This window comes from Pseudomonas guariconensis (genome assembly GCF_024127895.1).
GTDB lineage: Bacteria > Pseudomonadota > Gammaproteobacteria > Pseudomonadales > Pseudomonadaceae > Aquipseudomonas > Aquipseudomonas guariconensis_B.
This window is the reverse complement of sequence record NZ_JAMYBK010000003.1, coordinates 180,178-193,565: the sequence shown is the minus strand read 5'-3', so window position 1 is coordinate 193,565 and position 13,388 is coordinate 180,178. Positions and strand designations below refer to the sequence as shown.

General features: G+C 67.8%; 13 protein-coding genes and 1 riboswitch. Of the genes, 2 read left to right on the top strand and 11 right to left on the bottom strand.

Annotated elements, in window-relative coordinates; translation table 11 throughout:
- Nucleotides 1-45: 45 nt before the first annotated feature.
- The 3 genes from NJF35_RS05675 to NJF35_RS05665 form a co-directional block, all read right to left on the bottom strand.
- On the bottom strand, nt 46-600 hold the full coding sequence (locus NJF35_RS05675) for a TetR/AcrR family transcriptional regulator (protein WP_225787825.1): 555 nt from the start codon (nt 598-600) through the stop codon (nt 46-48).
- Nucleotides 601-786: 186 nt separating this feature from the next.
- Entirely contained in the window at nt 787-2,787 is a 2,001-nt protein-coding gene (locus NJF35_RS05670; protein ID WP_253090795.1) for a peptidase U32 family protein, read from the bottom strand.
- A gap of 202 nt (nt 2,788-2,989) precedes the next feature.
- Nucleotides 2,990-3,370, bottom strand: coding sequence for a RidA family protein (locus tag NJF35_RS05665; protein ID WP_225787823.1), 381 nt, complete (start codon nt 3,368-3,370; stop codon nt 2,990-2,992).
- Nucleotides 3,371-3,540: 170 nt separating this feature from the next.
- On the opposite strand from NJF35_RS05665, the gene NJF35_RS05660 reads away from it, so the two are divergent.
- Nucleotides 3,541-4,236, top strand: a complete 696-nt coding sequence (locus NJF35_RS05660) for a tRNA (adenine(22)-N(1))-methyltransferase (protein WP_317235046.1) — start codon at nt 3,541-3,543, stop codon at nt 4,234-4,236.
- 19 nt (nt 4,237-4,255) lie between these two features.
- On the opposite strand, the gene NJF35_RS05655 is transcribed toward NJF35_RS05660, so the two are convergent.
- The gene (locus tag NJF35_RS05655; protein ID WP_253090794.1) at nt 4,256-4,525 is read right to left on the bottom strand and encodes a DUF2790 domain-containing protein; all 270 of its coding nucleotides are present in this window, start codon (nt 4,523-4,525) and stop codon (nt 4,256-4,258) included.
- Nucleotides 4,526-4,649: 124 nt separating this feature from the next.
- On the opposite strand from NJF35_RS05655, the gene NJF35_RS05650 reads away from it, so the two are divergent.
- Nucleotides 4,650-5,582: a LysR family transcriptional regulator gene (locus tag NJF35_RS05650; RefSeq protein WP_225787821.1), complete on the top strand. Its 933-nt coding sequence runs from the start codon at nt 4,650-4,652 to the stop codon at nt 5,580-5,582.
- Nucleotides 5,583-5,604: 22 nt separating this feature from the next.
- Here NJF35_RS05650 and NJF35_RS05645 read toward each other — a convergent pair whose 3' ends face one another.
- From NJF35_RS05645 to paaZ, 7 genes are all read right to left on the bottom strand, one after another.
- Nucleotides 5,605-5,931 carry a hypothetical protein gene (locus NJF35_RS05645; RefSeq protein ID WP_225787820.1) on the bottom strand — a complete coding sequence of 109 codons (327 nt, stop codon included), beginning with the start codon at nt 5,929-5,931 and terminating at the stop codon, nt 5,605-5,607.
- Nucleotides 5,932-6,131: 200 nt separating this feature from the next.
- Nucleotides 6,132-7,424 carry an MFS transporter gene (locus tag NJF35_RS05640; protein WP_225787819.1) on the bottom strand — a complete coding sequence of 431 codons (1,293 nt, stop codon included), beginning with the start codon at nt 7,422-7,424 and terminating at the stop codon, nt 6,132-6,134.
- Between the two features lie 377 nt (nt 7,425-7,801).
- Complete coding sequence (locus tag NJF35_RS05635; RefSeq protein WP_225787818.1) at nt 7,802-7,969, bottom strand: hypothetical protein; 168 nt, start codon at nt 7,967-7,969, stop codon at nt 7,802-7,804.
- Nucleotides 7,970-8,155: 186 nt separating this feature from the next.
- Nucleotides 8,156-9,178 (bottom strand): FecCD family ABC transporter permease, encoded by a 1,023-nt coding sequence (locus NJF35_RS05630; protein ID WP_253080122.1) that lies wholly within the window; start codon nt 9,176-9,178, stop codon nt 8,156-8,158.
- Nucleotides 9,178-10,146 carry an ABC transporter substrate-binding protein gene (locus NJF35_RS05625; RefSeq protein ID WP_253090793.1) on the bottom strand — a complete coding sequence of 323 codons (969 nt, stop codon included), beginning with the start codon at nt 10,144-10,146 and terminating at the stop codon, nt 9,178-9,180. The genes NJF35_RS05630 and NJF35_RS05625 overlap by 1 nt, the downstream gene beginning before the upstream one ends.
- A complete protein-coding gene (locus NJF35_RS05620; protein WP_410045952.1) occupies nt 10,143-10,919 on the bottom strand; it encodes an ABC transporter ATP-binding protein in 777 nt (258 codons plus the stop codon). The genes NJF35_RS05625 and NJF35_RS05620 overlap by 4 nt, the downstream gene beginning before the upstream one ends.
- A 108-nt stretch (nt 10,920-11,027) precedes the next feature.
- A riboswitch (cobalamin riboswitch) is annotated at nt 11,028-11,236 on the bottom strand.
- Between the two features lie 98 nt (nt 11,237-11,334).
- Nucleotides 11,335-13,386: a phenylacetic acid degradation bifunctional protein PaaZ gene (paaZ, locus tag NJF35_RS05615; protein WP_253090792.1), complete on the bottom strand. Its 2,052-nt coding sequence runs from the start codon at nt 13,384-13,386 to the stop codon at nt 11,335-11,337.
- Between the last annotated feature and the right edge of the window lie 2 nt (nt 13,387-13,388).

The window sequence follows — 13,388 nt, the reverse complement described above, 5'->3', positions numbered from 1 at the left end:
GTGCCTGGCAGTCTTTGGGGCTGCAAAGCAGCCCCATGCCCACCATCAAGCCCTGGCTTGCGCCCCTTGCAGGAACAATTGCTCCAGCGCCTGCGCCGAGTTGGCACTGGCCGCCCGCCCGCGCCGCTCGGCATCGACCATGCCGTAGATCATGCTGAGGAACATCTCGGTGAACACCGCCGCGCTGATGTCGATGCGCAGTGCCCCCAACTGCTGGGCACGCAGGAAGAAAGCGTCCATCGCCTGGGTGTAGGCACGCCAGCGCTGGTTGTCGCCGCCAAGCAGCGTGTCCGGGCGGTACTGGAACATCAGGAACACCAGCATCTCGCGGTGCTTGAGGTGTTCGGCGATCAGGTGGCGCAGCCCCGCCAGCGGATCGGCGTGCTCCAGGTCGGCCTTGCCGATGACCTCGTTGAGTACCTGCTCGCCGTGGTGCTCGAGCATGTTCACCAGGTTGTCGCGGGTGCCGCAGAAACGGTGCAGGGTGGCCTTGCTGACGCCGGCCGCTTCGGCCAGCGCCTTCAGGGTGGCCCGGGGGTGGACGACGAGGGCATGGGCCAATGCCTTGAGCAGGCGTTCGTCGTGGGGCGTGGGGTGCATCGGGAGGCCTCGCGTTGCTCGCATTCATCGCATTGTGCAGAAATTGCGGGTAGCTTCAACTCATTCGGGCAAGAAAGGTGTCATTTGAGACATTCTGGTTCCGTGGCTGGCAAAAACCGCAGGCATGGGCTGGGGATTACCCAGCCCATGCACAAGGCACTTTCAGTCAGCGCAGAACCCTGCGGCTCAATGCGGTGCGCGCACGATGGTCTTGAGCAGGTCTTCCGGGCTGATGTGCCCGACCACCTGGCCCACGGCGCTGCCCGGGGTCGGCAGGTCGAGGATGTGGTCCTTGATCTTGCCGATCACATGCATCTCGCAGGGCTTGCAGTCGAACTTCAGGGTCAGGACCTCATCGCCATGCACCAGTTGCATCGGCGCGACCTTGGTGCGCACGCCGGTGACGCCCTTGGCTTGCTTGGGGCAGAGGTTGAAGGAGAAACGCAGGCAGTGCTTGGTGATCATCACCGGCACTTCGCCGTGTTCCTCGTGGGCCTCGAACGCCGCGTCGATCAACTCCACCCCATGGCGCTGGTAGAAGTCGCGGGCCTTCTGGTTGTAGACGTTGGCCAGGAACGACAGGTGCGACTCGGGGTAGACCGGCGGTGGGTCGGTCTCGGCCTTGCGCCGGCCGCGAGGGTGGGCCTTGATCCGTGCCTCGGTCAGCGCCTCGATGGCCGAGCGGCGCAGGGCCTTGAGCTGCGAGTTGGGGATGAAGTACGCCTGGGGCGCGTCCAGCGCGATGGCGGTGGCGTGGTACTGGGTGGTGCCCAGTTGGCCGAGCAGGTCGTGCAACTGCTCGAGGGCCTGCTGCGGCTTGTTGGCCACGCCGAACGGGCCGTCCAGGGCGACCTGCACGCTGACACCTTCCTCGCTGGTGGCGGTCAGTTCCAGGCGCGCCTCGCGCAGCACGGCGTTCCAGGCCACGCCGACACGGCGCTCGGCAGAGGTGCGCAGCAGCGCCTGCTGCCAGTTGTGGTCCAGGTTGCGCGACAGCGGGTGGTTCGGGCGCAGGCGGTGCAGGCCCTCGGGCATCTCGTTGGGCTCGACGCGGTAGCGGTAGCGCTTCTGGCCGTCTTCCTCGAATTCGCCCCTGGGCTCGGCGATGTTGGCACGAAAACCCACCACCTCGCGCTTGACCAGTACGTTGAGGCCGTCGCCGTTGGTCAGCGGCACCTCGGTGAGCACCTGCAGGTCACGCTTGCCGACCTTTTCCACCACGCCCACCGGCAGGCCGGTGAAGGTCGGCGAGTCGAAGGCGCCGATGTCGATCTTGCGCGCACTGACGAAATAGTCGGTGCTGCCACGGTGGAAGGTCTTGTCCGGGTCAGGCACGAAGAAATGCTCGGTACGCCCGCTGGAGGCGCGGGCCAGGTCCGGGCGGTCGTCGAGGATGGCATCGAGCAGTTGGCGGTAATGGGCGGTGATGTTCTTCACGTAGCCCATGTCCTTGTAGCGGCCCTCGATCTTGAACGAACGCACGCCGGCGTCCACCAGGGCGCGCAGGTTGGCGCTCTGGTTGTTGTCCTTCATCGACAGCAGATGCTTTTCGAAGGCGACCACGCGGCCTTGGTCGTCCTTGAGGGTGTAGGGCAGGCGGCAGGCCTGGGAGCAGTCGCCGCGGTTGGCGCTGCGGCCGGTCTGCGCATGGGAGATGTTGCACTGGCCGGAGAAGGCCACGCACAGGGCGCCATGGATGAAGAACTCGATGGCCGCCTCGGTCTCGTCGGCGATGGCGCGGATCTGCTGCAGGTTCAGCTCGCGGGCCAGGACCAGCTGCGAGAAACCGGCCTGGTCGAGGAACCTGGCCCGCTCCAGGGTGCGGATGTCGGTCTGGGTGCTGGCGTGCAGCTCGATCGGCGGGATGTCCAGCTCCATCACCCCCAGGTCCTGGACGATCAGCGCGTCGACGCCGGCGTCGTACAGCTGGTGGATCAGCTGGCGGGCCGGTTCGAGCTCGTTGTCGTGGAGGATGGTGTTGAGGGTGGTGAATACCCGCGCGTGGTAGCGATGGGCGAACTCCACCAGTTGGGCGATATCGCTGACTTCGTTGCAGGCATTGTGGCGTGCGCCGAAGCTCGGGCCGCCGATATAGATGGCATCCGCGCCGTGCAGGATCGCCTCGCGGGCGATGGCCACGTCACGGGCAGGGCTGAGCAGTTCCAGGTGGTTCTTTGGAAGGGACATGTCGTTATGGTCGGGCTGTCACGGTCAAGGCGCGCATTGTAGCGGCGAAATGGCCCGGCGGCATCCTTGGCCTGCCCGGTGGGCCCGCGGCGGCTGCGCAGCCGATCGCCGGCAAGCCGGCTCCCACACGATCCTGCCGACCCCATCACAGGTGATCGACTCGGACCAGGGAGCGGGCTTGCCCGCGAACAAGGCGCGCAATTCAGGCCTTGGCCGCCATCGCGGTCACTTCCACGCGCATGCCCTCATAGGCCAGCGACGCCACGCCGACGGCAGCGCGTACCGGCCAGGGCTTGGCGAAGAAGCGTTGGTAGACCTCGTTGAACGCCGCGCGGTCGGCCATGTCGGTCAGGTAGATGGTCAGGTGCAGCACCCGGTCCATCGAACTGCCGGCGCGCTCGAGGGCGTCCTTGAGCGATTGCAGGGTGCATTCGCTCTGCTCGACGATACCGCCCAGCTCGAGGCTGCCGTCGGCTCGGGTGGGGACCTGGGTGGTCACCAGCAGGCCGTTGAAGTCGGCGACATCGGAAGAGATGGACGCCGGGTCGGTGTCGGGGATGAAGGTGATATCTGCGTTTGCCATGGGGGTTGAACCTTGCAACGGAAGGAAACCCGCAAGCCTACGCGAGCGGCCAGGGCGGGTCGAGCGCTGGCCCCGGTCGCCAGGATTTGAAATGCACGGCATTGGCCGTCAGAATCGCGGCCCGATCCGGCCGAGCGTGCCGGGTGCTTGTCGTGAAGAAGGGGCGAGGGTTGAACGAACAGACATTGTCGATGCGCCTGGAGCGCGTGGCCGCGCACGTGCCGGCCGGAGCGCGCCTGGCCGATATCGGCTCGGACCATGGCTACCTGCCCGTGGCCTTGATGTTGCGTGGGCATATCGAGGCCGCCGTGGCCGGCGAGGCGGCGCTCACGCCGTTTCGCTCCGCCGAGCGCAAGGTGCGCAAGAACGGCCTGGACGACAGGATCAGTGTGCGCCTGGCCGACGGCCTGGAGGCCATCGAGCCGCAAGATCGCATCAGCACCATCAGCCTCTGCGGCATGGGCGGCGAGAAGATCCGCGAGATCCTCGAGCGCGGCAAACATCGCCTGAGCGGTCGGGAGCGCCTGGTCCTGCAGCCCAACGTGCGCGAAGGGACCCTGCGCGAATGGCTGATGGAAAACGGCTACCGCATCCTTTGCGAGGAGTTGCTGGAGGAAAACGAATTCACCTACGAGATCATCGTGGCCGAGCGTTGCACAGCGGTGGCGTACTCCCCCCAGGAGTTGTATTTCGGCCCCTTGCTGATGCAGCAGCGCAGCCCGGCGTTCCTCGCCAAATGGGGCCTGAACCTCAAGCGCAAGCGGCGGGTCATGGCGCATTTCGCCCGTGCGCGACAGGCGGTGCCGCAGGAGAAGGCGCAGGAAGTGGCGATGCAGGTGCGGTGGATCGAGCAGTTACTGGCGTGAAGCGGCGGGCGGCAGGGTGTCAGAGCTGCGAGCAGTTGCCCATTTCCCGGTAGTCGATCTCGCGGGTCTGGCCTTGATGGTCGACATACACCATGTGCGCGGTGCCCACCTGGCAATCGGCGGCATTGCTGGCGGGGGTGATGGAAACGACCTTGGCGATGTCCAGCGGCAAGCCGTATTCGTAGGTCTCGCTGCTGGCGGTGACCGGCGGGTTGACGGCCTGCTCGGCAAAGGTCCCGAACGAGGCAAGGGAGGCGAACAGGGCAAGGAAAGCGATCGAGCGTTTCATGATGGGCTCCTTATCTTGAATGTATGACTAATGATGTATTCATTGGTCATTCACAATAAATGGGCTATTTCGTGATAGATTCCTGCCCAGAATGTACGAATAGACCTGAGGGAGCGACGCAATCATGGATATGCTGCATGCCATGCGAACCTTTGCCCGGGTGGTGGAGTGCGGCAGTTTCGCCGCGGCCGCCAACGCCCTGGACATCTCGGCGGCGCAGGTGTCGCGGATCGTCGCGGAGCTGGAAAGCCAACTGCAGACGCGCCTGTTGCACCGTACCACCCGCCGGCTGCGCATGAGCGAGGCGGGCGAGCGCTTCCTCGAGCGCTCGCGGCAGATCATGCTGCTGACCGAGGAGGCCGTCGACGAAGCGCGTGGCGCCCACCTCACGCCCCGTGGCCACCTGCGTTTCCACTGCACCCACGGCCTGGGCCTGCTGATGATGCCGCTGGTCGCCCGCTACAACGCATCCTGCCCCGAAGTGGTGATGGAGCTGACCCTCTCCCAGCGCAATCCGGACCCGCTGGCGGAGGGGCACGACGTGGTGATCACCATGGGCCAGGGCCTGCCGGACTCCCAACTGATCGCCATCCCCCTGGGCAGCATCTACAGCATCCTCTGCGCCTCGCCGGACTACCTGGCCCGCCACGGGGTCCCCAAGCGGCCGGAAGACCTGCACCAGCACATCTGCCTGCGCACCGTGGACCCGTTGTTCGAAGAGGACTGGGCGTTCGGCCAGGCGCCGGAGAGCTGCGTGATCGTGCCCCAGGACACCTTCCTCACCAATGTGGCCGATGCCATGCTCAAGGCCACCGAGTTGGGGATGGGGGTGGGCCTGCTGCCGTACTACTCGGCCAGCCAGGCCATCGAGGAGGGGCGCCTGTGCCGTTTGCTGGCGCCACACCGGCTGCGTCAGCGGGAGATCTACGCGATCTATCCGTCGCGGCATTACCTGGATGCCAAGGTGCGCACCTGGCTGGACTTTCTCAAGGAGCAGTTGCCGCTGCTGTTCGCGGAGCACGAGCGGGTGGTGGACGAGCCACGCTACTGGCGCTGAGCGCCGCCCCGCCCGCTAGCCATTAGCGGCTGTCCTGGTCCTCGGCGGTGCCGCCGGAGCTGCCGGCGCCCGAGCCGGTGGCTTCGCCCGTACTGCCCGAGCCACCCGTGCGGCCATCGACCGCGTCGGGCTGGCTAGCGCTGTCGCTGCTGTCGTTGCCCTGGGTGCCGCCGGGGGTATTGGTGCTGCTGCCTTCGCCAGCGGTGCTGCCTTTGGAGTGGTCGCCGGAGGCGTGTTCGGTCTGAGGCTGGGCGCCGGTGCCGTTCATGTCGGTGGCGGCGAGGCTGGCGGAGGAGGCGATACCCAGGCCGAGAGCGAGGAGGAAGGGGAGCGGACGAATACGGACCATGATGAATCTCCTGTGGGGATGATCGTCATTCGTTCGGCTGCCAGGGTGGGCGTGGGGTGCCCGCAGGGCGACGGGTGGTCATGCCAGTTGGGGTTGCGTTGCAGCCCATCGCCGGCGAGCCCCATGTGTGCTCGACGCCCTGTGGGAGCCGGCTTGCCGGCGATGGGCCGCAAAGCGGCCCCAGGAGCACCAAGCCCCGCTTACTTGACCGGCACAGGGCTTTCCCCACCCAGGGCCTGCGCCATCGGCGGATGCTCCTGCGCCGCGTGCATCAGGTCCTCCGTCACCCGCAGTTCGGCACCGGTCGGCGAGAAGGTCGTCGACGGGGCGAACGGGGCGGGGTGCTCGGGCGCCGGGCGCTTGCCGCGACGCCAGAGGAAGAAGGTCACCATGCACAGGTTGACCACCGCGAAGGCCCAGAACAGCCCAGCCTCGCCGTAGGAAGTCATCACCGGCGAGATGGCCAGCGGGCTCAGGGCCGAGCCCAGTGAGTTGATCAGCAGCAAGCCCTGGATCATCGGCACCAGCGCATCGGCCGGTGCCCGGTCGGCGGCATGGCTGACCGCCACCGGGTAGAGGGCGAACACGCCGCCGCCCAGCAGGAACAGCATGGCCGGCAGCAGCGCCGAAGCAGGCGGCAGCAGCACGATCACCACCGACAGCACCGTGCACAGCGCGCCCAGGGCGATCAGCACGTCCTGGCGGTCCTTGCGGTCGGACCAACGCCCCACCGGGTATTGCAGCAGCATCGCGCCGAGGATCACCCAGGCCATCATGTTGCCGACCTCGCCAACGTCCAGGCCGATGCGCTGCAGGTACAGCGGCAGCAGGGCATACACGGCGGCGATGGCGATCCCCGAGCCGAAACAGCCGACCAGCCCGGTAGGTGCCACCCCCAGCAACTGGCGGGGCTTGAGCGGCTCGACCTGCTCCAGCAGCGGCGACACCCGTGGCAGGATCACGATCGGCAACACCGACAGCGAGGCCAGCATGCCGGCGACCATGAACGGCGCGGTGTCGCCCCAGCCGGTGATCTCGCCCAAGGCCGCCTGGCCGAGCACGCCGGCGCCGTAGAAGGCGATCATGTACAGCGCCAGCAGGCGCCCGCGGATCTTCGCATCGCCGGCCAGCAGCAGCCAGCTCTCGATGACCAGGAACACACCGACCGAGGCCCAGCCGTTGACCAGGCGCAAGGCGAACCACCAGGTGGTGTCGTAGAACAGGCCCTGCAGGAGGATGGTCGCGGCGATCAGCGAGGCGAAGCTGGTGTAGGCGCGGATGTGGCCGATGCGCAGGATCAGCCGGTCGTTGAAGATCGCCCCGAGGGTCAGGCCGATGAAGTAGGCCGACGAGACGATGCCGATCATCGTCGCCGATTCGCCGGCTGCGCCCAGGCGCAGGGTGGTCAGGGAGGACAGGAAGCCATTGCCCAGGGCAACGATAAACAACCCGAGCAGGGGTGCCAGCGCCATGGCCAGCAGACGCGCAGACATAGGTACCTCAAAGTATTCGAAAAGCGGTATAGGCGCCTTTTCGTGCCTGCATGCCTGGCCGGGGAGGATGCGACCAGGGCAAGACTCAACCGCTGGCACCTGGGGAAGGTGGCCGGGCGGGGCGGTTGAGCCTGTTGCACATGCGCGATCATGTGTTCAGGCGTGGACGCTGTCGTTGCTGCGGGTTGCCACCGTACGAGGCGACGGGTGAAAAGGCGGCGCGATTCTATGCCTTGCGCGGGATTTGCCCAAGGGGCCTGGGCCTGCGGCGAAACGACGCAGCCCTGTGCGTGGGGTGTCGAGGCGGCCCCTTCGCGGGCAAACCTACGAAGGGGCCGGTCAGGGCAACGCATTCACCGGTGACGGGCCCGACGCCATCAGGCCCCGGATTCCGGATCACTGGCCGGCACGCCAGGCCGGTCCTCTTCTTCGGTCAGGTTGGGGTCGACATCGGGATCGTCGGCCCGGTCATTGCGTTTTTCGGGATCGAGTTCTGGCCAGTCGTCCTGGGCGCTGCCACCACCCATTCGCAGTGTCTCGTTCATGACGGCTTCCTCGGCTTGGCTTCGATGGGAAAAGACCTGCCGGCGGGCGGGCCGGAAACAGGCGCGAGGGGCGAAGCCACTGACCACCCCTCATGGCATCAGAGCGGCGCAAGGCGGCTGTCGATCCCTGCCCGGGCCTGCGGCACCGACCAACGGCGCTCACGCCCGTGCGATCGACAGGGCATGTCAGGGCCTGCGACGTAACAGGATGATGAAGAAAAGCCCGCCGATGGCCGCGGTGGCGATGCCGATGGGCAGGTCCTGGGGGGCGATCAGGGTGCGTGCGCCCATGTCGACCCAGACCACGAACAGCGCACCGAGCACGGCGCAGGCCGGCAGCAGGCGGCGATGCTCGGCGCCCACCAGCCAGCGGGCCACGTGGGGCAGCATCAGGCCGACGAAGCCGATCGCCCCGGACAGCGACACCAGCACGCCCGTGAGCAGGGCGCAGCCGACGAACACCTGGGCGCGCACCCGGCGGGTGTCGAAGCCGAGGCTGACGGCGGTCTGCTCCCCGCTCATCAGCGCATTGAGGGCGCGGGCCAGGCTGAGCAGCAAGAGGAAGCCGGCCAGCACACAAACGGCCGGCAGCCACAGCAGCGACCAGTGCGCCAGGCCCAGCCCGCCGAGCATCCAGAACATGACCGAGCTGGCGGCATGGGGATCGCCGGTGTAGAGCAGCAGGTTGGCCAGGGCCATGACCACGAAGGACACCGCTACCCCGGCCAGCAACAGCCGTTCGCTCTCCAGTCGGCCACGTCGGCTGGCCACCCCCAGCACCAGCAGCATGCTGCCCAGGGCGCCGATGAAGGCCGCCAGGGGCAGGCTCAAGGCACCGGCGAAGGGGCCAAGGAACAGCACCACCAGCACCGCGCCCAACACTGCACCGGAGCTGACCCCTAGCAGGTGCGGATCGGCCAGTGGGTTGCGCGTCACCGCCTGCAGGGCGCCGCCAACCAGGGCCAGGCCGGCGCCCACCAGCGCGCCGAGCACGACCCGTGGGGCGCGGATCTGCCAGACGATCTGCGCCTGTCCGCGGCTCCAGTCGCCGCCGTCGGCCAGGCCCAGTTGCTGCAGAACGATACCCAGCACCTTGGCCAGCGGCACCTGGGCAGCGCCGAAGCCCAGCGACAGCAGGCAGGAAAACACCAGTGCCGCCAGCAGTGCGACCAGCAACAGGCGATAGCCGGCAGGGCTACGCACCGGCATCAGCGCGGCGCCCCGGCGAACCGTTGCGGATGCAGCGCGGCGGCCAGGTGCTCGATGGCAACGGCGTTGTCCACCGAAGGCGTGACCTGCAGGTACGTCAGCACCACGAAGCGCCGTTCGCGAATCGCCTTCACCTCGCCGAGGGCCGGGTGCTTGAGGAGGACGTCGCGCTTGTGCTGCCAGTGGGTGGGGCCGTAGTCGACGATGACGATCACCTCCGGGTCGCGTTCGACCAGGCTTTCCCAACTGACCTCGGTCCAGCTGGCGTTGACATCGGCCATCACATTCTCGCCACCGGCCGCCTCGATCAGCGCCTGGGGCATGCCCAGGCGGCCGGAGGTGGTCGGGCGGTCCTCGCCGCTGTCGTAGAGGAACACCCGGGGCTTGCGCTGCACCTCGCCAAGTTGGGCGGTCACCCGGGCGATGCGCTGGCGCAGTTGGCCGATCAAAGCCTGGGCCTGGGCGGGCACGGCGAAGATCCTGCCGAGGTTGTCCAGGTCCCGGTACAGGTCCTCCAGGCTGGCCTGGCGCTGGGGCATGATCCGCGAACAGGATTCGCTCAGCTCGTAGACCGGGATGCCGAAGGGCGCCAGCGTCTGTGGCGTGACCGGCCCGCCCACGTGCATGCCGTAACTCCAGCCGGCGAACAGGAAGTCGGCGTCCACGTCCAGCAGGTTTTCCAGCGATGGGTAACGTGCCGCCAGTTCCGGCAGGCCGGCCAGGGCCTGGCGCATCGACGGGTCGAGGTTCTTCCAGCCGCTGATGCCGCTGTAGCCGACCATGCGCTCGCGCAGCCCCAGGGCCAGGAGCATGCCGGTGAGGTTGACGTCGTGGCTGACCGCCCTCTGTGGCGGCTGGGTGAAGGTCACGTCGCGGTCGCAACTGTGCACGGTCAGGGGAAAGTCGCTGGCCAGAGCGGCGAGGGGCAGGGCGGTCAGCAGGGCCAGGCAGGTGACGAAGCGTTTCATGCGGGGCTGATCCAGGTGATGCGCGGGTGACAGGCGAGGGGATGACGATCGACCAGGGCGTGCACGCCGAACACCTGGGCCAGGCACTGTTCGGTCAGGACCTGCTGCGGCGTGCCATGGGCAACGATGCGGCCGGCCTCGATGACATACAGCCGGTCACAGAAGGCGGCGGCCAGGTTCAGGTCGTGGAAGCTCGCCAGCAGGCTCAGCCCGGTACCGCGCATGTGCTCGAGCAGGGCCAGTTGGTAGCGCGGATCGAGGTGGTTGGTCGGCTCGTCGAGGATCATCAGGCGCGGTTGCTGCACCCGTGCCCTGGCCAGCAGCACCCGCTGCTTTTCCCCGCCGGACAGGCTGGCGAAGCCCTGCTCGGCGCAGGCCAGCAGGCCCAGCTCGCGCAGGCAGGCATCGACCAGCGCCGCTTCGCTGTCGCCCTGGAACCAGCCCAGGTGCGGGGTACGGCCCATGGCGACGACATCGCGCACGCTCAGGCCGAAGTCCTCGGGAAACTCCTGCAGCATCACCGCGATGCGTTGCGCCACCCAGCGCGGCGGGCGCTGCCAGATGTCCTCGCCTTCTAGCGATACGCGGCCGCTGTCTGGCCGGGTGAAACGGTAGGCGCAGCGCAACAGGCTGGTCTTGCCGCTGCCGTTGGGGCCTATCAGGCCGACGAACTCGCCAGGGCCGACCTCAAGGTCGATGCCGTCGAGCAGCCGGCGTTCGCCGGGTGACGGTGACCAGTGCAGGCCTTCGATGCGCAGGGTAGGCAAAGACATGGGTGAGCGACCGTTGCGGGGTTGAGAAGACCCGACGGAGCGCACGCACGGAGCAATCGTGGGCACGAGGCTGCCCCAGGACCGGCCCGCGCCCGCCCACCGCGGGAGTTGCCAATTGCAGTGTCAGGCCGGTCTCCGGGCTTGCGAGGGGCGTGAGGCATTCACCTTCCCATGCCGGCGGCACAGTGGTGTGTCGAATGCATCGCTCGCTTACCGTTGCGGGGGCAGCGCCGGACTGGTCGCGCGAGGGCGAGGCACCGGCTTCCCGTTTAACCCCCCGCACGGCGGCGGGGGACACCTGAAACAGGGGCGCATCTGAGCATTTATGGCAGGGGGAGTCAACCGCGGTGGCAGGTGGGGGCCAGGCTTGCATCGCCATTGGGGGCCGCTTTGCGGCCCCAAGCCCTCACGGCATTCAAGTCCGCTTGAGCACCAAGGTCAGGATGTCGTAGCTGGCCACCAGCTCACCCAGCTGGTTGGTCACCTCCACGTCCCAGGCCACCACGCCCTGGGGCTGGCCCAGCGGGCTGGACTTGCCCTGGTCGATCTTGCGCTTGCAGGTCAGGCGGGCCTGGATGGTGTCGCCGATGCCCACCGGGTTGATGAAGCGCAGGGTATCCAGGCCGTAGTTGGCCAGCACCGGCCCTTCGCCCGGCGACACGAACAGCCCTGCCGCCGCGGACAGCACGAAGTAGCCATGGGCGATGCGCTTGCCGAACTGCGAGGCCTTGGCGGCGATCTCGTCGAAGTGCATGTAGAAATGGTCGCCCGACAGGCAACCGAAGTTGACCAGGTCCGCCTCGGTCACGGTACGCCGGTGGGTGAGCAGCGACTCGCCGATGCGCAGGTCGTCGAAATGACGGCGGAACGGATGCACTTCGCTCTCGATCACCTCGGCGCCACGCACGTACTCGCCGGTCACTGCCGTCAGCATGCTCGGCGAGCCTTGCACCGCCGCGCGCTGCAGGTAGTGCTTGACCGCCCGCAGGCCACCGAGCTCCTCGCCACCACCGGCCCGGCCGGGACCGCCGTGCTTGAGCTGTGGCAAGGGGGAGCCGTGGCCGGTGGATTCCTTGGCCGCCTCGCGGTCGAGCACCAGCAGGCGCCCATGCCAGGCGGCCGCCGCCGGGATGGCCTTGGCCGCCACCGCGCGATCGGCGGTGACCAGGGTCGCCACCAGGCTGCCCTTGCCACGGGCCGCCAGGGCCAGGGCTTCGTCCAGGTCGTCGTAGGCCATCAGCGTGCTCACCGGGCCGAAGGCCTCGATGTCGTGGGCGCCGCCTTCGGCATGGGGATCGCGGGCTTGCAGCAGGGTTGGGGCGAAGAACGCGCCCTCGGCCACACCCTCGCCGACCGGGGCGAAGCCGTCGCTCGCGCCGAATAATTGATCGCAGCTCTGGAGCAGGCTACGCACGCGCTCGCCAACATCACGCTGCTGGTCGTGGGAGGCCAGCGCACCCATGCGCACGCCTTCGACCGAAGGGTCGCCCACCACCACCTTGGCCAGGCGCTGGCGCAGGCGGGTGGCCACGGCGTCCAGGTGCCTGGCCGGGACGATGGCGCGGCGGATGGCGGTGCACTTCTGCCCGGCCTTGGTGGTCATCTCGCGCACCACCTCCTTGATGTACAGGTCGAACTCCTCGCTGTCGGGGCTGACGTCCGGGCCGAGGATGGCGCAGTTGAGCGAGTCGGCCTCGGCGGTGAATGGCACCGAGTGGCGCACCAGGTTCGGCGTTACCCGCAACTTGGCGGCGGTGTCGGCGGAGCCGGTGAAGGTCACCACGTCCTGGCCCTGCAGGCGCTCGAGCAAGTCGCCGGTGCTGCCGATCACCAGCTGCAGGCTGCCCGCCGGCAACAGGCCCGACTGGTTCATCAGGCGCACCACCGCCTCGGTCAGGTAGCTGGTCGAGGTCGCTGGCTTGACGATGCACGGCATGCCGGCGAGGAAGGTCGGGGCGAACTTCTCCAGCATCCCCCAGATCGGGAAGTTGAAGGCATTGATGTGCACCGCCACCCCGGCGCGCGGCACCAGGATATGGCTGCCAGCGAAATGCCCTTGCTTGCCCAGAGGGATGGCCGGGCCTTCGTGCACCAGGTTGCCCGAGGGCAGCTCGCGGCTGCCGATGCCGGCATAGGCGAACAACGTGGCATTGCCGCCTTCGATGTCGATCCAGCTGTCGGTACGGGTCGCGCCGCTGTGGTGGGAGAGGGCGTAGAGCTGCTCCTTGCGCTCGGCCAGGTACAGGGCCAGGGCCTTCAGACGGGCGGCACGCTGCTGGAAGTCCAGGGCCATCAGCGCGGTCAGGCCCTGGCGGCGGGCATGTTCGAGGGCTTCGGCGAAGTCCGGGCGCTCCTCGTGGCTGTAGGCCAGGACATGGCCGTCCAGGGCGCTGCGCAGGGCCTGGGCGCCGTGCTGGCCGATCCAGCGGCCGGCGATGAAGCTTTGCAGGGTTGGGGCGTCAGACATGC

Coding starts and splice junctions, on each gene's coding strand:
- NJF35_RS05675 (WP_225787825.1), bottom strand. CDS start 600: ATGCACCCCACGCCCCACGACGAACGCCTGCTCAAGGCATTGGCCCAT.
- NJF35_RS05670 (WP_253090795.1), bottom strand. CDS start 2,787: ATGTCCCTTCCAAAGAACCACCTGGAACTGCTCAGCCCTGCCCGTGAC.
- NJF35_RS05665 (WP_225787823.1), bottom strand. CDS start 3,370: ATGGCAAACGCAGATATCACCTTCATCCCCGACACCGACCCGGCGTCC.
- NJF35_RS05655 (WP_253090794.1), bottom strand. CDS start 4,525: ATGAAACGCTCGATCGCTTTCCTTGCCCTGTTCGCCTCCCTTGCCTCG.
- NJF35_RS05650 (WP_225787821.1), top strand. CDS start 4,650: ATGGATATGCTGCATGCCATGCGAACCTTTGCCCGGGTGGTGGAGTGC.
- NJF35_RS05645 (WP_225787820.1), bottom strand. CDS start 5,931: ATGGTCCGTATTCGTCCGCTCCCCTTCCTCCTCGCTCTCGGCCTGGGT.
- NJF35_RS05640 (WP_225787819.1), bottom strand. CDS start 7,424: ATGTCTGCGCGTCTGCTGGCCATGGCGCTGGCACCCCTGCTCGGGTTG.
- NJF35_RS05635 (WP_225787818.1), bottom strand. CDS start 7,969: ATGAACGAGACACTGCGAATGGGTGGTGGCAGCGCCCAGGACGACTGG.
- NJF35_RS05630 (WP_253080122.1), bottom strand. CDS start 9,178: ATGCCGGTGCGTAGCCCTGCCGGCTATCGCCTGTTGCTGGTCGCACTG.
- NJF35_RS05625 (WP_253090793.1), bottom strand. CDS start 10,146: ATGAAACGCTTCGTCACCTGCCTGGCCCTGCTGACCGCCCTGCCCCTC.
- NJF35_RS05620 (WP_410045952.1), bottom strand. CDS start 10,919: ATGTCTTTGCCTACCCTGCGCATCGAAGGCCTGCACTGGTCACCGTCA.
- paaZ (WP_253090792.1), bottom strand. CDS start 13,386: ATGTCTGACGCCCCAACCCTGCAAAGCTTCATCGCCGGCCGCTGGATC.